We start from the raw sequence: 19,441 nt of genomic DNA, 5'->3' as shown, positions 1-19,441 counted from the left end.
ACACATGAGATCGTGGTCTGCGCCGAAAGTCCCCCGGCTCGCCGGTGCCGGTGTCCCGCTGAGGCTGTTCGACACCGCCTCGGGAGAGGTCAGCCTCACCCGGCCGGGCCCCACGGCGCGGATGTACGTATGCGGCATCACGCCCTACGACGCCACCCACCTGGGGCACGCCAACACCTATCTCGCCTTCGACCTGGTCAACCGTGCCTGGCGGGACGCCGGGCACGAGGTCCACTACACCCAGAACGCCACCGACGTGGACGATCCCCTCCTGGAGCGGGCCGAGCAGACGGGGGAGGACTGGCGCAGACTGGCCGAGCGCGAGATCGAGCTCTTCAGGACCGACATGGAGGCGCTGCGCATCCTCCCGCCGCGCGAGTACGTCGGCGTGACCGAGGTCGTCGACCAGGTCGCCGAGCTGATCGAGCGCCTGCGTGACAAGGGCGCGACCTACGACCTCGACGGCGACGTCTACTTCGACGTCGCGGCCGCGCCCAAGTTCGGGGCCGTCTCCGGATACCCGGAGGAGCTGATGCTCACCCTGTTCGGGGAGCGCGGGGGAGACCCGGAAAGGCCAGGCAAGAAGCATCCGCTCGACTGGCTGCTCTGGCGCGCGGAACGCCCGGGCGAGCCGTCCTGGCCATCGCGCCTCGGCCCGGGCAGGCCCGGCTGGCACGTCGAGTGCACCGCGATCGCCCTGGCCAACCTGGGCAGCGGGTTCGACGTCGCGGGCGGCGGCTCCGACCTGATCTTCCCGCACCACGAGTGCGGCGCCCACGAGGGTCACGTGGCCTGCGGCGAGTGGCCCTTCGCCAAGGCCTACGTCCACGCGGGCATGGTCGCCCTCGACGGCGAGAAGATGTCCAAGTCGAAGGGCAACCTGGTCTTCGTCTCCCGGCTCCGCCGGCAGGCCGACCCGATGGCCATCCGCCTGGCGCTGCTGGCGCGCCACTACCGCGCCGACTGGGAGTGGACCGCGGAGCAGCTGGCCTCCGCCGAGGTGCGGCTGGCCCGCTGGCGTTCGGCGACCGGGCTGCAGACCGGCCCCGAGGCGGAGAGCGCTCTCGCCGAGGTCAGGGCCAGGATGGCCGACGACCTGGACGCTCCCGGCGCGCTCGCCGTCGTCGACGGCTGGGCCGAGCGGGCGCTGGCGGAGGGCGGCACCGACCCGGAGGCTCCCGCTCTCGTCAGGGCCTTCGTGGACGCGCTGCTCGGCGTCGGGCTCTGAACGTGAGCCTGAGCGGTTCCTGAGGTCCGGGCGGAGTATAGGCGAGGACGGCGGGAAAAGGCCGGACAGACGTGTCTGGCGGGCGCTTGGGCCCCACGGGGCCCCGGAGGGGGCTGCGGCCCGGGGGCGAGGCCCTCGGGCGCAGGCCTCGCGCCGCCCCCACCGGAAGTCCAAGGACCCGGCGGGGGCGGGCGTGAAAGCGACCGGGCCCGCACCGCCGAAGCGGTGCGGGCCCGGAACGAGGCATGGGACCAGGTCACAGGACCTGGGTTTTCAGCCCAGTGTCAGATGACCTGAACCTGGTCGGCCTGCGGGCCCTTCTGGCCCTGCGTGGTGACGAAGCTGACCCGCTGGTTCTCCTCCAGGGAGCGGTAGCCCCCGGAGTTGATGGCCGAGTAGTGCACGAACACATCGGCGCTGCCGTCATCCGGCGCGATGAATCCGAAACCCTTTTCGGCGTTGAACCACTTGACGGTGCCTTCAGACAAAACTACTTCTCCTCATTGGGAGCCTCACCGAATCGCCAGGTCGGCGGTTCGGGGCTGCATGGCGGGCCTTGCCTTGCACCCGCGGAAACCATCGGGAGAAACCGGAACGCCCGCTGCCGGCGGACCTCATTGAGCACTTGAGATGATAAGGCTGACTGAGAACTACGACTGCAACCAATTGACTCTATCGAACTCCTTCCTCACGCGCAAGTCACGAGAGGGCGGTCAGGAAGCGCTCCCGCTCCTCCTCGGGGAGGCGGTCGACGAAGAGAGTGCCGTCGAGATGGTCGACCTCGTGCTGGAGGACTCGGGCGAGCATCCCCAGGGCGCGGAGGGTGACGGGTTTGCCGAACATGTCGCGGCCGCGCGCCGTGGCCATGTAGGAGCGTTCCAGCGGCCACCAGACGCCGGGCGCGGACAGGCACGCCTCGTCGGCCACGATCCTCCTGTCCGACAGCTCGAGACGCGGGTTGACCAGGTGCCCCGACCTGCCGTCCAGCTCGTAGACGACGACCCGCAGCGAGACGCCGATCTGCGGGGCGGCCAGGCCCGCGCGGCCCGCGCCCGCGCGCAGGGTGGCCTGGAGCGATTTGACCAGGCCGCGCAGCTCCCGGTCGAAGTCGGTCACCGGCTCGGCGACGGCCCGTAACACAGGATCGGCGAACAGTCGGATCGGCTGGACGGCCACACACACTCCCCGAGGCGACGGACGGACACGCACACGATGCCCGCTGCCGCGCGGGCTCAACCCTGGCCGAGGGGTCCGACACGTTTCCGGGGCGTCGCGTCCGTGCGGCGTGTGCATCGCGCGTTTCAGAGGTTGGTCACATGTAACCCGCGCACCATCACAGACAGTGAATGTGCGTAACCTCCCCCTCCTAGCTTTCGGGATCGAACCCCCGGGAAAACGCAGGAGGAACGATGGCGAAGCGCTGGATCAGCGAATGGCGGCCCGACGACCCCGCCTTCTGGGAGCGTGAGGGACGCGGGACGGCCCGGCGGAACCTGGTCTTCTCGATCTTCGCCGAGCACCTCGGCTTCACGCTCTGGACGGTGTGGAGCATCGTGGCCGTGCACCTCGGCTCCCACGGGTTCTCAACCGACCAGCTCTTCTGGATCGTCTCGCTGCCCAGCCTGGTCGGCTCCGCGCTGCGGATCCCCTACACCTTCGCCCCCGCCAGGTTCGGCGGCGGGAACTTCACCGTGCTCAGCGTGCTGCTCCTGCTCGTCCCCGCCGTGCTGCTGGCCGTCGCGGTCAGCGACCCCGGCACGCCCTACTGGGCGTTCCTGCTGATCGCGGCCACCGCGGGCCTGGGCGGCGGCAACTTCGCCTCCAGCATGGCCAACATCACCCACTTCTACCCCCGGGCCAGGCAGGGGGCGGCGCTCGGCCTCAACGCGGCGGGCGGCAACATCGGCGTCAGCTCAGTGCAGCTGCTCATGCCGCTGGTGATCGGCGCCTTCGGGCCGGCGGCCGCCGGACTGTTCTGGGTGCCGTTCATCCTGGCCGCCGCGCTCTGCGCCCACTTCCTCATGGACAACCTGGTCTGCGCCAAGGCCGACCCGAGGGACCAGCTGAGAGTCGCGGGACGGGCCCAGACCTGGATCATGGCGGTCCTCTACATCGGCACCTTCGGCTCCTTCATCGGATACTCGACGGCGTTCCCACTGCTCATCAAGAGCCAGTTCCCCGAACGGGCGTCCCTGGTCGCGCTGGCCTTCCTCGGCCCGCTGCTCGGCTCGCTGGTCCGCCCCGCCGGAGGATGGCTGTCCGACAGGCTCGGCGGAGCCAGGGTGACGCTCGTCAACTTCGCGGCCATGGCGGTCGCGGCGGCACTGGTCTGGCAGGGTCTGGCCCGCCACGACTTCACGCTCTTCTTCTGCGCGTACATGCTCCTGGTCGCCACCACCGGCGTCGGCAACGGCTCCACCTACCGGATGATCCCGGCAGTCTTCCTGGCCCGGGCCGCCGCGGGCGCCGCCCCGGGCACGCCCGCCCACGACGCCGCGCTGGCCGCGGGCAGGCGGGACGCCTCAGTCGCGATCGGGATCGTCTCCGCGATCGGCGCGTTCGGCGGCTTCTTCGTCAACCGGGGATTCGGCGCCTCGATCGCCGCGACCGGGGGCGCGGGCGTCGCGCTGGCGGCCTTCGCCGGCTTCTACGCGGCGTGCGCGGCGCTCACCTGGGCCTGCTACCTGAGGACCGCGGGCGCGGCTCCAAGCCTGGTGACCGCCCGCGTGTGAGGGCCTCGGCCGACGCCCGGCTCACACCTGGCTCACACCTGGCCCATCGCGAATGTGAACACGGTTAGCGGCTTGTAGCACATCGGTAACAGGGGAGACCCAGCAGTGAAACCGCCTGAAAGCACCATCGGACGCATGCCGATCTCACTTTCCGCCGGAACGCCTGTGAAGGCGGGAGCGGCGACGCACTGCCCCTACTGCGCGCTGCAGTGCGGCATGCGCGTCACCGTGGGGGAGACGGTCACGATCGTTCCCCGGCAGGACGTTCCCGCGAACGCGGGCGGCCTCTGCCAGAAGGGCTGGACCGCGGGCGAGCCGCTGACCAGCGGCGAGCGGCTCACCACCCCGCTCCTGTACGGCGAGGCGGCCACCTGGGACGAGGCGCTCGACGTCGTCGCGGAGCGGATCCGCGAGATCCAGCGGGAGCACGGCCCCGACGGCGTGGCCGTGTTCGGCGGCGGCGGGCTCACCAACGAGAAGGCCTACCAGCTCGGCAAGTTCGCCCGGATGGTGCTGCGGACCAGCCAGATCGACTACAACGGCAGGTTCTGCATGTCCTCGGCCGCCGCGGCCGCCAACCGGGCCTTCGGCATGGACCGGGGGCTGCCCTTCCCGATCACCGACCTGGCCGCGGCGGACGCCGTGCTGATCGCGGGCGGCAACGTGGCCGAGACCATGCCGCCCTTCGTCCGGCACCTCGCCGCGATGCGCGACAGGGGCGGCAGGCTGGTCGTCGTCGACCCCCGGGCCACCGCGACCGCCGGACAGGCCGACCTGCACCTGCAGCCGACCCCCGGCACGGACCTGGCGCTGGCGCTCGGCCTGCTGCACATCGTGATCGCCGAAGGGCACGTGGACGAGGACTACGTGACCCGCCGTACGAGCGGCTTCGACGCGGTCCGCACCTCGGTCGCGGCCTGGTGGCCCGAGCGGGTCGAGCGGATCACCGGCGTGCCGGTCGCCCGGATGCGCCTGGCCGTCGAGATGCTCGGCGGCGCGGCCAGGGCGGCGATCCTCACCGGGCGCGGCGCCGAGCAGCACGCCAAGGGCACCGACACGGTGAGCGCGTTCATCAACCTCGCGCTCGCGCTCGGGCTGCCGGGCAGGGAGGGCTCGGGCTACGGCTGCGTCACCGGGCAGGGCAACGGTCAGGGCGGTCGCGAGCACGGTCAGAAGGCCGACCAGTTGCCGGGATACCGGAGGATCGACGACCCCGCCGCCCGCGCCCACGTGGCGAGGGTCTGGGGGATCGCGCCGGAGGACCTGCCGGGGCCGGGCCGTTCCGCCTACGAGCTGCTGGAGTCGCTCGGCGCCGGGGGCGGACCCCGGGCCCTGCTGCTGTTCGGCTCGAACCCGGTGGTCTCGGCGCCCCGCGCCGGGCACGTCGCCGAGAGGCTCGGCTCCCTCGACCTGCTCGTGGTCTCCGACCTCTTCATGTCGGAGACGGCCGCGCTCGCCGACGTCGTGCTGCCCACGACCCAGTGGGCCGAGGAGAGCGGCACCGTGACCAACCTCGAGGGCCGGGTCCTGCTCCGCCGCCAGGCGGCCGTCCCTCCCGCCGGGGTCCGCAGCGACCTCGAGATCCTCAGGGGCCTGGCCGTACGGCTGCGCGGAGCCGAGGGGTTCCCCACGGACCCGCGCGAGGTCTTCGACGAGCTGCGCCGGGCCTCGGCGGGAGGGACCGCCGACTACGCGGGCATCACCTACGAACGGATCGCCGCGGAGACCGGCGTGTTCTGGCCGTGTCCCGCCGAGGACCATCCCGGCACCCCCAGGCCCTTCCTGGACCGCTTCGCCACCCCCGACGGGCGCGCCAGGTTCGTCCCCGTCGAGCACCGGCCGCCGCGGGAGGACGTCGACGGGGACTACCCCCTGTACCTGACGACGGGGCGGGTGCTCGCGCACTACCAGAGCGGCGTCCAGACCCGCAGGGTCGCCGCCCTGAACGCGGTGGTCGCCGAGGCGTTCGTCGAGCTGCACCCCGACCTGGCCGAGCGCATGGAGGTCTCGTCCGGCGACCGGCTGCGGGTGGTCGGCCGCAGGGGCGTGACCGAGGGCGTGGCCAGAGTCAACCCGGCGATCCGGGCGGACACCGTGTTCATGCCGTTCCACTGGCCCGGCGTCAACCTGCTCACCAACCCCGCCCTCGACCCGGTGTCGCGGATGCCGGAGTTCAAGGTCTGCGCGGTGAGGCTGGAGCGTGCCGGATGAGCGGACTGGTCGTCGTGGGGAACGGGATGGCGGGCGCGCGCCTGGTGAGCGAGGTCCGCGCCAGGGACGGGAGCCTCAGGGTGACGGTGTTCGGGGCCGAGCCGTGGCAGCCGTACAACCGGGTGCTGCTGTCGAACGTGGTCGCCGGGACGATGACGCCGGACCAGGTGAGGCTGCTTGACCGGGGCTGGTACGCCGACCACTCGGTGACGGCCGTGCCCGGCGTCGAGGTGACCGCGATCGACAGGGAGACCAGGGCCGTGCTCACCGCCGACGGCAGGCGCGAGCCGTACGACGTCCTGGTGCTGGCGACCGGCAGCAGGCCCGTGGTGCCGCCGGTGCCGGGGGCGGACAGGGCCGTCGCGTTCAGGACGCTGGACGACTGCGGGGCGATCCTCGACGCCGCCCGAACGGCACGGCGCGCGGCGGTGGTCGGCGGCGGACTGCTCGGCGTCGAAGCCGCCAGGGGCCTGGCCGGACGGGGGCTGCCGGTGACGCTGCTTCACAGGGCGGGCCATCTGATGGACCGCCAGCTCGACGCGGAGGCGGGGCTGGTGTTGGAGGAGACCCTCACGGAGCTGGGCGTCGAGACCCGCACCGGCGCGGTCGTGACCGAGATCCTCGACGGCGGCGTACGGCTCGCGGGAGGCGGGACGGTCGAGGCCGACCTGGTGGTGCTCGCCTGCGGGGTCCGCCCGGTGACCGGGCTGGCCAGGGACGCGGGACTCGAGGTGGCGCACGGCGTCGTCGTCGACGACGAGATGCGGACCGACGACCCGTCGATCTTCGCGATCGGGGAGTGCGCCGAGCACGCCGGCACGGTCTACGGCCTGGTCGCCCCCGTGTGGGAACAGGCGGCCGTGGTCGCCGACCTCGTGACCGGGGCCGACAAGACCTCCCGCTACCGGGGATCGAGGCTGGTGACCCGCCTGAAGGCCAGGAACGTCGAGCTCGCGGCGATGGGCGAGACCCACCTGACCGACGACGAGGCCGAGATCGTCCGGTTCAGCCACAGGGCGCGGGGCGCCTACCGCAAGCTCGTCATCCGTGAGGGGCGCCTGGTCGGCGCGATCCTCCTCGGCGAGACGTCGGCGGTCGGCGCCCTCACCCAGCTCTTCGACCGGGGCGGGCCGGTGCCGGCGGACCGGACGGGGCTGCTGTTCCCCGGCGTCTCCGGCGGCGTGGTCGTCGACAGTCCGGTGCGGATGCCGGACGCGGCGAAGGTCTGTCAGTGCAACAACGTGACCAAGGGCCAGATCCGGGGCTGCTGGGAGTCAGGCGCCCGGGACGTCGAGGCGGTGGCCGCCGCCACGCGCGCCACGACCGGCTGCGGCGGCTGCCGCGACGCCGTCGAGGGCATCGTCGGCTGGCTCTGCGAACAGGAAGGGATCCCGGCATGAGAGTCGTCGTGGTCGGGCATGGGCCGACGTCGAGCCGGCTGGTCGAGACACTGGCCGCCAGGGGGTTCGAGGGACGGATGACCGTCCTGGGTGAGGAACCCAGGGCCGCCTACGACCGGGTGGCGCTGACCTCCTACCTGGCGGGCAGGAGCGTGGAGGACCTCACCTACCCGGTGCCCGAGGGGGTCGTCCTGCGGCTCGGCTCCAGGGTGACCGGGATCGACAGGGAGAGCCGGGAGGTCACCACGGCCGACGGGCACGTGGAGCCGTACGACGTGCTGGTGCTGGCCACCGGATCCAGCCCGTTCGTGCCGCCGGTGCCGGGCGGGGAGCTGGAGGGCTGCTTCGTCTACCGCACGATCGACGACCTGGACGCGATCAGGGAGGCCTCGGCGGCGGCCACGAGCGGCGTCGTCGTCGGCGGCGGGCTGCTGGGTCTCGAGGCCGCCGACGCCCTGCGGGGGCTCGGCCTGACGACCCACGTCGTGGAGATGGGCGGATGGCTCATGCCCCGCCAGGTCGACGAGGGCGGCGGCGCCGTCCTGCGCGGCCACATCGAGGCGCTCGGCCTGGGCGTGCACACCGGAGCCGGGGTGAAGGAGATCGTCGCCGGACCCGACGGGCGGGTCGCGGGCCTGGTCAAGGCGGACGGGGAGACGGTCGAGGCCCAGGTCGTCGTCTTCTCCGCCGGGGTCAGGCCACGCGACGAGCTGGCCGGGCCCGCGGGGCTCGAGGTCGGCGCGCGCGGCGGGATCGCCGTGGACGACGGGATGCGCACCGGCGACCCGGCGATCTACGCGGTGGGGGAGTGCGCCCTGCACGACGGCACGCTCTACGGCCTGGTCGGGCCGTGCCTCACGATGGCCGAGGTCGCCGCGGACCGCATCCTCGGCGGCGGAGCGGTCTTCGCCCGCGCGGACCCGTCCACCAAACTCAAGCTCATGGGCGTCGAGGTCGCGCAGTTCGGCGCCATGGACGGCGCCCTCGACGTGACCTTCACGGACCCGGTGAGCGGGGTCTACCAGAAGCTGTTCGTCAGCGACGACGCCCGCACCCTGCTCGGCGGCGTCTGCGTCGGCGACGCCACGCCGTACGACACCCTCAGGCCCTTCGTGGGGCGCGATCTGCCGGGCGTCCCCGGAGAGCTGCTGTTCAGCGCGGGCCAGGCGAACGCGGACCTTCCCGAGGACGCGCAGGTCTGCTCGTGCAACAACGTCACCAAGGGGCGGGTGTGCGCGGCCATCGCCGAGGACGGTCTCACCGACGTGGCGGGGATCAAGGCCGGCACCCGCGCGGGCACCGCCTGCGGCAGCTGCGTGCCGACGCTCAGGCGGATCCTGGCCGAGGCCGGCGTCGAGGCCTCCAAGGCGCTGTGCGAGCACTTCGAGCACAGCAGGGCCGAGCTGTTCGACATCGTCAGGGTGCGCGGCGTCACGACGTTCTCCCAGCTCGTCGCCGAACACGGCGCCGGGCGCGGCTGCGAGGTGTGCAAGCCCGTCGTCGCCTCGATCCTGGCCTCGCTCGGCAACGGCCACATCCTCGACGGCGAGCAGGCCGCGCTGCAGGACACCAACGACCACTTCCTCGCCAACATCCAGCGCAACGGAACCTACTCGGTCGTGCCGCGCATCCCGGGTGGGGAGATCACCCCGGACAGGCTGATCGTGATCGGCGAGGTGGCCCGCGACTTCGGGCTCTACACCAAGATCACCGGCGGGCAGCGGATCGACCTGTTCGGGGCGCGCGTCGAGCAGCTGCCGCTGATCTGGAAGCGCCTCGTCGACGCCGGGTTCGAGTCGGGGCACGCCTACGGCAAGGCGCTGCGCACGGTGAAGTCCTGCGTGGGCTCCACCTGGTGCAGGTACGGCGTGCAGGACGCCGTGGGCCTGGCCGTCTCCCTTGAGCTGCGCTACCGGGGGCTCCGCTCGCCCCACAAGCTGAAGTCGGCCGTCTCCGGCTGCGCCCGCGAGTGCGCGGAGGCCCGCGGAAAGGACTTCGGCGTCATCGCAACCGAGCGGGGCTGGAACCTCTACGTCGGAGGCAACGGCGGGTTCACCCCGCGGCACGCCGACCTGTTCGCCGCGGACCTGAGCACCGAGGAGCTGGTCCGGACCATCGACCGCTTCGTGATGTTCTACGTCCGCACGGCCGACCGGTTGCAGCGCACCTCGGCCTGGCTCGAGCAACAGGGCCTCGACCACGTCAGGAAGGTGGTCCTGGAGGACTCCCTCGGGATCTGCGCGGACCTGGACGCCCAGATGGAACGGCACGTCGCGGCCTACGCCGACGAGTGGCGCGCGGCCATCGAGGACCCGGAGAAGCTGAGGCGTTTCGTCTCCTTCGTGAACGCCCCCGCAACCCCCGACCCGTCGATCGCCTTCGAGAGGGAACGCGACCAGGTCAAGCCGGTCCTGATCCCGCTCGAGGCGGTCCGATCCTGACGTCCCGACCGGCGCGCGGACCCGGAAGGCCGCCCGCCGGCCCTCCGGGACCGCCCGTCGGCGGAAAAGGGCCGCCGCGCCGGCGAAGGGCCGTCGTGCCGCTCGAAGAGACCAGAAAGGGATGGTGTTCTCCCCGATGAGGATTCCGCGTGAGGACGTGCGGGCGACCGGCTGGACCCCGGTGTGCGCCTACGCCGACCTGCTGCCGGAGCGCGGTGTCTGCGCGCTCGTGGGGCGCAGCCAGATCGCGCTGTTCCGCACCTTCGAAGGACGGCTGTTCGCCGTCGGCAACCACGACCCGTTCAGCGGCGCCCAGGTTCTCTCCCGGGGGATCGTGGGCACCAGGGCGGGTGAGCCGACCGTCGCCTCGCCCATGCACAAGCAGGTGTTCTCGCTGGCCACCGGGGTCTGCATGGACGACCCCTCGGCGGCGGTGCCGACCTATCCGGTCAGGGTCGCCCACGGCACGGTCGAGGTGGGCGTCGGATGAGCCACGACCGCGCTGGCTCGCCCGAGACCGCGCCGGACGCGCTGGCCGGGTTCACGATCGGGGTCACCGCCACCCGGCGGCGCGAGGAGTTCTGCGCGCTGCTCGAGCGGCGGGGCGCGAGGGTGGTCCGCGCCCCGGCGATCCGGCTGGTGCCGCTGGCCGAGGACGCGGACCTGCTGGCCGCGACCCGGGTCGCGCTGTCAGGGCCGATCGACGACGTGGTCGTCACGACCGGTGTCGGGTTCCGCGGCTGGATGGCCGCCGCGGAGGGCTGGGGCCTGTCCGGCGCCCTGGTCGAGCACCTGACCGCCGCGCGCCTGCTGGCCCGGGGGCCGCAGGCGCGCGGCGCGGTCAGGGCCGCCGGGCTGAACGACCACTGGACGCCCTCGGGCGAGTCGTGCGAGGAGGTCAAGCGGTACCTGCTCGCACAGGACCTGCGCGGCCGCCGCGTCGCCGTGCAGTTGCACGGGGAGCCGCTGGCCGGGTTCACCGCGGCGCTTCGCGAGGCGGGCGCCGAGGTCGTCGAGATACCGGTCTACCGGTGGCTGCCCTACCGGGACACCTCGCCGCTGCGCAGGCTGATCAGTCAGGTGATCTCCGGCGGGGTCGACGCGGTGGCCTTCACCAGCGCGCCCGCCGTGCTGGCCACACTCGACGCGGCGCGCGCGGACGGTCTCGAGGAGGCGTTGGTCGCGGCGCTCGCCGGGCCGGTCGTCGTGGCCTGCGTCGGCCCGGTCACCGCGGCGCCGCTGCTGGCGCGAGGCGTGCGGGCCGTACAGCCCGAGCGCGCCCGCCTGGGCGCGCTGGCGCGCACGATCGCCCGGCACCTGCCCGAGCACAGCGTCACCCGCCTGGTCGCCGGCGGCCACGAGCTGGAGATCCGCGGGCACGCCGTCACCGTCGACGGCGAGCTCAGGCCGCTGCCGCCGGCCCCGATGGCGGTGCTGAAACGGCTGGCCGACCGGCCGGGCCACGTGGTGGCCCGCTCCGAGCTGCGGGGCGTGCTTCCCGGCGGGCCCGCGCGCGACTCCGCCGAACACGCCGTCGAGATGGCCGTGACCCGCCTGCGCCGGGCCCTGGGCCCCTCCGGCGTGGTCGAGACGGTCTTCAAGCGGGGCTACCGCCTGGCCTGCCTCTCGGGGAACATCTCGGGGAACACGGTGTGAACGGGCCCGCGGCGGGACGGGGGGCGAGGTGACGACGCTGGTCCTCGCGGGGCACGGGACCCGCAGCGCGCGGGGTGAGGAGACGCTCGCCGGGCTGCGGGACCTGGTACGGCGGGCCCGCCCGCAGGTCCGGGTCGAGCTGGCCTTCCTGGAGATCAGCTCGCCGTCGCTCGCCGGCGCGCTCGCCGCGCTGCCGGGTCCCGTGGTCGTGGTCCCGCTGCTGCTGACGGGCGGCTACCACGTCGACGTCGACCTGCCCTCCGTGGTCGCGGGGGCCCGCCCCGACGCGGCGGTCGCGGGCCCGCTCGGGCCGCACCCCCTGCTGTCGGAGGTCCTGGCCGCCCGGCTGGCGGCCGAGGGACTGCGCCGCGCCGACTCGGTGGTCCTGGCCGCCGCGGGATCCGCCGACCCGGCGGCGCAGGCGCACGTGCGGGCCGCCGCCGGACTGCTGGCCGTACGGCTTTCGCGCCCGGTCGCCGCGGCGTTCGCCGCCACAGGCGGCCCCTCGCCAAAGCAGGCCGTCGAACGCCTGAGGGCGGGCTCCGCGTCCCGGATCGCGGTCGCCTCCTACCTGCTGGCGCCGGGCTTCTTCCAGGACCGCCTCAAGGCGTGCGGCGCGGACCTGGTCGGCGCGCCGCTGGGCGCGCACGCCGACCTGGCCGCGCTGGTCTGGGCCCGTTTCGACCGCGCTCTCCGAAGGAGGGCGGCCCGCGAGGTCATCCCGGGGTGACGGGCGGCTCACCCTCTCCGGGGGCGCGCTCCAGCCTCAGCTCCCGGACGATCTCCTCGGCGCTGTCGTCCCGCGAGGGCAGGAAACCCGCGCCGACGAACATCTCGTAGTAGGCGTGGCGGAAACATCCGGCCAGCAGCAGGCGGGCGCTGGCGAGCGGGTCGGCCTCCGACGAGATCCGGCCGATCCGCTGCTCCGCCGCGAGGTACTCGGCCAGCGGCACGACCTCGGACATGGGGCCGAGCTCGCTGTCGCGCATCGCCTCGCGGAAACGGACCGTGACCGACGGCGAGGTGAAGGCGGGCAGGGCCACCGACTGGACCTCGGAGTAGTAGTCGATGCCCGCGCGCACGATGGGCAGCAGGTTGTCGTTCACTCTCCCCTTGCCGACGAGGTACATCAGGTCGTCGAGAATGCGCAGCCAGACCGGGAGCCGGTCCTGCAGCAGGGCGAGGAACATGTCGACCGCCTGCCCTGGGGTGGTGCCCCGCATCCGTGGGTACGAGGGGGCGTTCTCACCGTCCTCACGTTTCATGAATACGGCCATCTCTAGGACGCGGCGTCGCGCCTCCTGTGCTTTCTGGTGCGGGTCGAGCTGTGGAGTGGCCATGATCGCCCTAACGTGCGCTGTCACGTGGACAATGTTCGGCGCGGTGACGGGCTCGTTCACCGGTGTTTACAGAACGGTGTTTCTGCTGCGGGTCCAATCGTTGCGAGCCGGTCTTCCAACCCGGTGTGATCCGGGTGGACCGGGGTGGGCATCGATTATCACTCTAAATCAGTGGAGAAAGGAGTAAATAACTATAACTATGTGCCGCGTGTCTCAGCCGTCGCCGTCGCGGTCCCTGCGGCGAAGGTAACGCTCGAACTCCGCGGCGATGGCGTCGCCGCTGGCCTCGGGCAGCTCTGCGGCGTCCTTGCGCTCCTCGAGCTCCTTGACGTAGTCGGCCACCTCGCTGTCCTGGGAGGCCAGCTCGTCCACGCCGTGCTCCCACGCCCGCGCCTCCTCGGCCAGGGTGCCCATCGGCATCGGGATGTCGAGCAGGTCCTCCATGCGGCTCAGCAGCGCCATGGTGGCCTTGGGGTTGGGGGGCTGGGCGACGTAGTGCGGCACCGAGGCCCACAGCGAGACCGCGTGCACCCCGGCGGTCCCGAGGGCGTGCTGCAGCACGCCGACGATGCCGGTCGGCCCCTCGTAGCGGCTCAGCTCCAGGTTGATCGCCCGGGCCAGGCCCTCGTCGGTCGCGGAACCCACGATCGGCACGGGCCGGGTGTGGGGGGAGTCGTTGAGCAGGGCGCCGAGGAGCACGGCCAGCTCGATCCCCAGCTCGCGGCAGATCACGATGATCTCCTCGCAGAACGCGCGCCACCGCATGTTGGGCTCGATGCCGCGCAGCAGCACCACGTCCCGGTCGACGCCCGGCGGCCTGGCCACGGACAGCTTGGTCGTCGGCCAGGTGATGGACCGGGTCAGGCCCTCGCCCATCTCCACGATGGGGCGCGTCACCTGGAAGTCGTAGTACTCCTCGGGGTCGAAGGAGACCAGCGGGGTCGCCTTCCACTCGTCCTCGAGGTGTGCGATCACTCCGCTCGAAGCCTCGCCCGCGTCGTTCCACCCCTCGAACGCGGCGATCAGCACCGGGTCGACGAGCTCGGGTAGACCTTCGAGTTCGATCACGCGCGGCCTCCTCCTGGTTCTCCTCGCCGTACTATCCCGCTAAGCCTATGCGGTGAGGGGGGCTTTACGTCACCTTCCCGGAGCGGTGCGCGCGATCAGGACGTCACGGGCCGTCCCAGGGGGGCGGCGTGCCCGTCGCGCGGGCCCGGCAGGGGCCCTGAGAGGGCACTGAGAGGGCGGACGGGGCCCGGGGCGAGGCGTTCCGACCCCCCGCGGCGACGGCACGACGGGTTGTCGCGGCTCCCATAGGGGATTGATCGTGCTAAATGCTCAAATGTCATCATGAACAGTGTCGGCTGAACGGTTCCCAGTACCCTTGTCTCCATGACAAGCACTCCGTCTTTCCGTGAAGTCCTGACCGAGCGCGTGATGGTCGCCGACGGGGCCATGGGGACGATGCTTCAGGCCCACGACGTCACCCTCGACGACTTCGAGGGCCATGAGGGCTGCAACGAGGTTCTCAATGTCACCCGTCCAGACATCGTCCGCGCCGTGCACGACGCCTACTTCGAGGTCGGCGTCGACTGCGTCGAGACCAACACCTTCGGCGCCAACCTTGCCGCCCTCGGCGAATACGACATCCCGGAACGCGTCTTCCAGTACTCCGAGGCGGGGGCCCGCGTCGCGAGGCAGGCGGCCGACCACTGGGCCACCCCGGACCGGCCCCGCTACGTGCTCGGCTCCATCGGCCCCGGCACCAAGCTGCCCACGCTCGGGCACAAGCCGTACCGCGAACTGCGCGACGCCTACTACGACAACGCGGCGGGGCTGATCTCCGGCGGGGCGGACGCCCTGATCATCGAGACCTCCCAGGACCTGCTCCAGGTCAAGGCCGCCGTCGTCGGGGCCAAGAGGGCCATCGCCGACGCGGGCAGGGACGTGCCGATCATCGCCCAGGTGACCATCGAGACCAACGGCGCGATGCTGCTCGGCTCGGAGATCGGCGCGGCGCTCACCGCGATCGAGCCCCTCGGCGTCGACGTCATCGGGCTCAACTGCGCCACGGGTCCCGCCGAGATGAGCGAGCACCTGCGCTACCTGGCCAACCACGCGCGCGTGCGTCTGTCCTGCATGCCGAACGCGGGCCTGCCCGTGCTGACCTCGGACGGCGCCTACTACCCGCTCTCCCCGGAGGAGCTCGCCTCCGCCCACGAGACCTTCGCCCGTGACTACGGCCTGTCGCTCGTCGGCGGCTGCTGCGGCACCACGCCCGAGCACCTGCGCCAGGTGGTCGAGCGGGTGCGCGGCCACGAGGTGGCCGCGCGCCGCCCCCGCCCCGAGGCGGGGGCCTCCTCGCTCTACCAGAGCGTCCCCTTCCGCCAGGACACCTCCTACCTGGCCATCGGCGAGCGCACCAACGCCAACGGCTCCAAGGCCTTCCGCGAGGCGATGCTGGCGGGCAACTGGGAGGAGTGCGTCGAGATCGCCAGGGCGCAGGCCCGCGACGGCGCCCACATGCTGGACCTGTGCGTCGACTACGTCGGCCGCGACGGCGCCGACGACATGCGGGAGCTGGCGTTCCGCTTCGCCACCGCCTCGACCCTGCCGATCGTGCTCGACTCGACCGAGCCCGCCGTGCTCGAGGCCGGTCTGGAGATGCTCGGCGGTCGCGCGATCGTCAACTCGGTCAACTACGAGGACGGCGACGGCCCCGACTCCCGCTTCCACAAGATCATGAAGCTGGTCCGCGAGCACGGCGCCGCGGTGACCGTCATGGCCATCGACGAGCAGGGCCAGGCCCGCACAGCCGAGGACAAGGTCAGGATCGCCGTCCGGACCATCGAGGACCTGCGCAACGAGTGGGGGATGAGGGTCGAGGACATCATCGTCGACACCCTCACCTTCCCCATCGCCACCGGGCAGGAGGAGACCCGGCGCGACGGCGTCGAGACCATCGAGGCGATCAGGGAGCTCAAGCGGCGCTACCCGGCCGTCCAGACCGTCCTGGGCCTGTCCAACATCTCCTTCGGCCTCAACCCGGCCGCGCGCATCGTGCTCAACAGCGTCTTCCTCAACGAGTGCGTCAACGCGGGCCTCGACTCGGCCATCGCGCACGCCTCCAAGATCCTGCCGATGTCACGCATCCCGGACGAGCAGCGCCAGGTCGCCCTGGACATGGTCTACGACCGTCGCCGCGAGGGCTACGACCCGCTGCAGCGGTTCATGGAGCTGTTCGAGGGCGTCGACGCAGCCTCCGTCAAGGCCGACAGGGCCGCCGAGCTGCTCGGCCTGCCGCTGTGGGAGCGGCTCAAGCGCCGCATCGTCGACGGCGAGCGCAAGGGCCTCGAGGGCGACCTCGACGAGGCCCTCGCCCAGCGCCCCGCCCTGGAGATCGTCAACGACGTGCTGCTGGACGGCATGAAGACCGTCGGCGAGCTGTTCGGCTCAGGCCAGATGCAGCTGCCGTTCGTGCTCCAGTCGGCGGAGGTGATGAAGACCTCCGTCGCCTACCTCGAGCCCCACATGGAGCGGGTCGAGGGCGAGACCAAGGGCCGCATCGTGCTGGCCACCGTCAAGGGCGACGTGCACGACATCGGCAAGAACCTCGTCGACATCATCCTGTCCAACAACGGCTATGAGGTCGTCAACCTCGGCATCAAGCAGCCGGTCTCGGCGATCCTCGAGGCGGCCGAGGACAACAGGGCCGACGTCATCGGCATGTCGGGGCTGCTGGTCAAGTCCACGGTCATCATGAAGGAGAACCTGGAGGAGATGAACTCCAGGGGCATCTCGGAGAAGTACCCCGTGCTGCTCGGCGGCGCCGCGCTGACCCGCGCCTACGTCGAGCAGGACCTCGCCGAGCTCTTCCAGGGCGAGGTCCGCTACGCCCGCGACGCCTTCGAGGGCCTGCGCCTGATGGACGCCTTCATGGCGGTCAAACGCGGCGAGGAGGGCGCGGCGCTGCCCGTGCTGCGCGAGCGGCGCGTCAAGAGCGGCGCGAAGCTGGTCAGGACCCCGGTCGAGGACCTGCCCGCCCGCTCGGACGTGGCCGCGGACAACCCGGTGCCGAAGGCGCCCTTCTACGGCGACCGCGTCGTCAAGGGCGTCTCCCTGGCCGACTACTCCGCCTTCCTGGACGAACGGGCGACGTTCATGGGCCAGTGGGGCCTCAAGGCGGCCCGGGGCGGCAGCGGCCCCTCCTACGAGGAGCTGGTCGAGACCGAGGGCAGGCCGCGCCTGCGGATGTGGCTGGAGCGGATGCAGACCGAGGGCCTGCTGGAGGCGGCCGTCGTCTACGGCTACTTCCCGTGCGTCAGCGACGGCGACTCGCTGATCATCCTGGACGAGGCGGGCAACGAGCGCACCAGGTTCACCTTCCCGCGCCAGCGTCGTGACCGGCACCTGTGCCTGTCCGACTTCTTCCGGTCGAAGGACTCGGGCGAGGTCGACGTGGTGGCCTTCCAGGTCGCCACGATGGGCAACCGGGTCTCCGAGGCCGCCGCCGAACTGTTCGCGAAGGACGCCTACCGCGACTACCTCGAGCTGCACGGTCTGTCGGTGCAGCTCACCGAGGCGCTGGCCGAGTACTGGCACGCGCGGGTCCGCTCCGAGCTGGGCATCGGCGGCGACGAGTCGCTGGAGGACATGCTGAAGGTCAACGTCACCGGCTGCCGTTACTCCTTCGGCTACCCCGCCTGTCCCAACCTGGAGGACCAGGTCCAGCTCATGGAGCTGATCGATCCCGGCAGGATCGGCGTGAGCCTGTCGGAGGAGTTCCAGCTCCACCCGGAGCAGTCGACCTCCGCGCTCATCGTCCACCATCCCGAGGCCAGTTACTTCAACGTCTGACGATCGCAGGGGGTTCTCCGGGAATGGACGCGGTTCTCTTCGACATGGACGGGCTTCTCGTCGACAGCGAGAAGGTCTGGTTCCAGGTCGAGACCGAGGTGATGGAACGGCTCGGCGGCGACTGGGGGCCCGCCGACCAGGAACAACTGGTCGGCGGTTCCATGCCGTCGACCGTCGCCTACATGCTGAGGGCCTCCGGCTCCGACGCCGACCCCGGCGACGTGGCGGCGTGGATGCTGGAGGGCATGACCGCCAGGCTCGCCGAGGGGGTCGAGATGATGCCGGGCGCGGCCGAGCTGCTGTCGTCCGTACGGCGCGCCGGTCTGCCGACCGCGCTGGTCACCTCCTCGGTCAGGCCCATCGCCGAGGCGTGCCTCGACGGCATCGGCAGGCACAACTTCGACCACGTGGTGACCGGCGACGACGTCATGAGGACCAAGCCCGACCCCGAGCCCTACGAGAGGGCCGCCCGCCTGCTGGGGGTGGCCGCGGCCCGTTGCGTCGTGCTCGAGGACTCCCCGAACGGGGTGACCTCGGCCACGGCCGCGGGCTGTCGGGTGGTGGCGGTGCCCAGCGTGCTGCCGATCCCGGCGGCGCCTGGCCGCCTGGTCGTCCGCTCCCTGCGGGAGGTCGACGTCGAGGTGCTGCGGAGGCTGTCGGCCGCCGAACTGTGAGCGGAAGGGGGTCTTGTCCCTGAGAGGGCGGGGGAGGACCCTTAGGGGATGATCCCTCCCCTGGGAGGAGGAACGGCTCCCGTCCCGCGTGCCAGGATGGATCTGGTAAGCCGATACGAGGGGCGGTCCGCTATGTCGTTCGACCAGATCGCGTGGTTGCCGCTCTGCGCCGGGGTGACCGGTGTGGGGCTGGTGCTGAGTTTCCTGCTGTTGCGTCGCCGGGGGGCGGCGGCGGGGTTGCGTGGCGCGGCCTGGTCGCTGTTGCCCCTCGCGGCCTATCTGACCGGCGCGTTGCCCGCCCTCTGGCAGGTCGGCACCGCGGTTGTCGGGTTCTTCGCCGGTCTCGTCCTCAGCCCGCTGGTGTGGGCGGGGGTCGCCGTGACCGCGCTGTCCGCGGTGCTCTTCCTGGTGTCCGGTGTGTTGCGCCGCCGCGGTTCGCCCGCTCCCGCGGCCGCCGGGCCCTCCGTGACCGCCAAGCCGGGGGCCGCCGCGTCCGCGGGGGCCGCGGGGGCCGCGGGGGCACTGCCCGGATCACGCTCGCAGCCCCAGCCCCAGCCCCAGCCCCGGGCGGGCAAGGCCGCGCCCGCGGCGAAGCCTGCCGCCGATGACGATTTCTCCGATATCGAAGCCATTCTCAAGCGCCGCGGGATCGGATGACTCAGCGTCACCTTCCGGTGCAGTGTCACGAATCCGAGACACAAGCAGAACGGCTCCCAGACATTCCCTTCAAGATCAAAACAAATGAATTTCGCATGAATCACAGTTGAGCCACATAGCGTGCCAGGGGACTAGTCAGCGCAGATCAGCCCATAGATTCTGCGTCACGGGACCGTCAAACGGCCCATAGACTTCAGGCGCGCTACCCGACCCGGGGACGCGTTATCGGACAATGTCGTCTGGGA

At 71.8% G+C, this 19,441-nt stretch carries 15 protein-coding genes; 11 read left to right on the top strand and 4 right to left on the bottom strand.

The features are described 5' to 3' along the window. Positions 1-4 precede the first annotated feature (4 nt). Positions 5-1,228: a cysteine--1-D-myo-inosityl 2-amino-2-deoxy-alpha-D-glucopyranoside ligase gene (gene mshC / locus PKF00_RS16200; RefSeq protein ID WP_271218348.1), complete on the top strand. Its 1,224-nt coding sequence runs from the start codon at positions 5-7 to the stop codon at positions 1,226-1,228. A gap of 284 nt (positions 1,229-1,512) precedes the next feature. On the opposite strand, the gene PKF00_RS16195 is transcribed toward mshC, so the two are convergent. Together PKF00_RS16195 and PKF00_RS16190 are read right to left on the bottom strand one after the other, a co-directional pair. Continuing rightward, positions 1,513-1,716: a cold-shock protein gene (locus PKF00_RS16195; protein ID WP_271218347.1), complete on the bottom strand. Its 204-nt coding sequence runs from the start codon at positions 1,714-1,716 to the stop codon at positions 1,513-1,515. 211 nt (positions 1,717-1,927) lie between these two features. Then, positions 1,928-2,404, bottom strand: a complete 477-nt coding sequence (locus PKF00_RS16190; protein ID WP_271218346.1) for a peptide deformylase — start codon at positions 2,402-2,404, stop codon at positions 1,928-1,930. 233 nt (positions 2,405-2,637) lie between these two features. Between PKF00_RS16190 and PKF00_RS16185 the strand changes: the two genes are divergently transcribed. The 7 genes from PKF00_RS16185 to PKF00_RS16155 all read left to right on the top strand — a co-directional run bounded on the left by PKF00_RS16185 (position 2,638) and on the right by PKF00_RS16155 (position 12,398). Then, positions 2,638-3,960 (top strand): MFS transporter, encoded by a 1,323-nt coding sequence (locus tag PKF00_RS16185; protein WP_271218345.1) that lies wholly within the window; start codon positions 2,638-2,640, stop codon positions 3,958-3,960. Between the two features lie 135 nt (positions 3,961-4,095). After that, a complete protein-coding gene (locus PKF00_RS16180) occupies positions 4,096-6,171 on the top strand; it encodes a molybdopterin oxidoreductase family protein (protein ID WP_271218344.1) in 2,076 nt (691 codons plus the stop codon). Further along, positions 6,168-7,571 carry an FAD-dependent oxidoreductase gene (locus PKF00_RS16175; protein ID WP_271218343.1) on the top strand — a complete coding sequence of 468 codons (1,404 nt, stop codon included), beginning with the start codon at positions 6,168-6,170 and terminating at the stop codon, positions 7,569-7,571. The genes PKF00_RS16180 and PKF00_RS16175 overlap by 4 nt, the downstream gene beginning before the upstream one ends. Beyond that, the gene (nirB, locus tag PKF00_RS16170; protein ID WP_271218342.1) at positions 7,568-10,012 is read left to right on the top strand and encodes a nitrite reductase large subunit NirB; all 2,445 of its coding nucleotides are present in this window, start codon (positions 7,568-7,570) and stop codon (positions 10,010-10,012) included. The genes PKF00_RS16175 and nirB overlap by 4 nt, the downstream gene beginning before the upstream one ends. Before the next feature lie 136 nt (positions 10,013-10,148). Beyond that, positions 10,149-10,502 carry a nitrite reductase small subunit NirD gene (gene nirD, locus PKF00_RS16165; protein ID WP_271218341.1) on the top strand — a complete coding sequence of 118 codons (354 nt, stop codon included), beginning with the start codon at positions 10,149-10,151 and terminating at the stop codon, positions 10,500-10,502. After that, positions 10,499-11,668: a uroporphyrinogen-III synthase gene (locus PKF00_RS16160; RefSeq protein WP_271218340.1), complete on the top strand. Its 1,170-nt coding sequence runs from the start codon at positions 10,499-10,501 to the stop codon at positions 11,666-11,668. Before nirD ends, PKF00_RS16160 begins: the two co-directional genes overlap by 4 nt. A gap of 28 nt (positions 11,669-11,696) precedes the next feature. Further along, entirely contained in the window at positions 11,697-12,398 is a 702-nt protein-coding gene (locus PKF00_RS16155; RefSeq protein ID WP_271218339.1) for a sirohydrochlorin chelatase, read from the top strand. Here the strand turns inward: PKF00_RS16155 and PKF00_RS16150 are convergent. Both PKF00_RS16150 and PKF00_RS16145 read right to left on the bottom strand, forming a co-directional pair. Then, positions 12,385-13,032 (bottom strand): hypothetical protein, encoded by a 648-nt coding sequence (locus tag PKF00_RS16150; protein WP_271218338.1) that lies wholly within the window; start codon positions 13,030-13,032, stop codon positions 12,385-12,387. The genes PKF00_RS16155 and PKF00_RS16150 overlap by 14 nt on opposite strands. Before the next feature lie 189 nt (positions 13,033-13,221). After that, a complete protein-coding gene (locus PKF00_RS16145) occupies positions 13,222-14,076 on the bottom strand; it encodes a PAC2 family protein (RefSeq protein WP_271218337.1) in 855 nt (284 codons plus the stop codon). 324 nt (positions 14,077-14,400) lie between these two features. Between PKF00_RS16145 and metH the strand changes: the two genes are divergently transcribed. The 3 genes from metH (at position 14,401) to PKF00_RS16130 (ending at position 19,196) form a co-directional block, all read left to right on the top strand. Next, the gene (gene metH, locus PKF00_RS16140; RefSeq protein WP_271218336.1) at positions 14,401-17,865 is read left to right on the top strand and encodes a methionine synthase; all 3,465 of its coding nucleotides are present in this window, start codon (positions 14,401-14,403) and stop codon (positions 17,863-17,865) included. A gap of 23 nt (positions 17,866-17,888) precedes the next feature. After that, positions 17,889-18,539 (top strand): HAD family hydrolase, encoded by a 651-nt coding sequence (locus PKF00_RS16135; protein ID WP_271218335.1) that lies wholly within the window; start codon positions 17,889-17,891, stop codon positions 18,537-18,539. A 132-nt stretch (positions 18,540-18,671) separates the two neighbouring features. Further along, positions 18,672-19,196, top strand: coding sequence for a cellulose synthase (locus PKF00_RS16130; RefSeq protein WP_271218334.1), 525 nt, complete (start codon positions 18,672-18,674; stop codon positions 19,194-19,196). Positions 19,197-19,441 lie beyond the last annotated feature (245 nt).

This window comes from Streptosporangium carneum (assembly GCF_027922005.1).
GTDB classification, from domain to species: Bacteria; Actinomycetota; Actinomycetes; order Streptosporangiales; family Streptosporangiaceae; genus Streptosporangium; species Streptosporangium carneum.
Note: the sequence above shows the minus strand (reverse complement) of the source record. Positions and strands in the feature narration are given on the sequence as shown.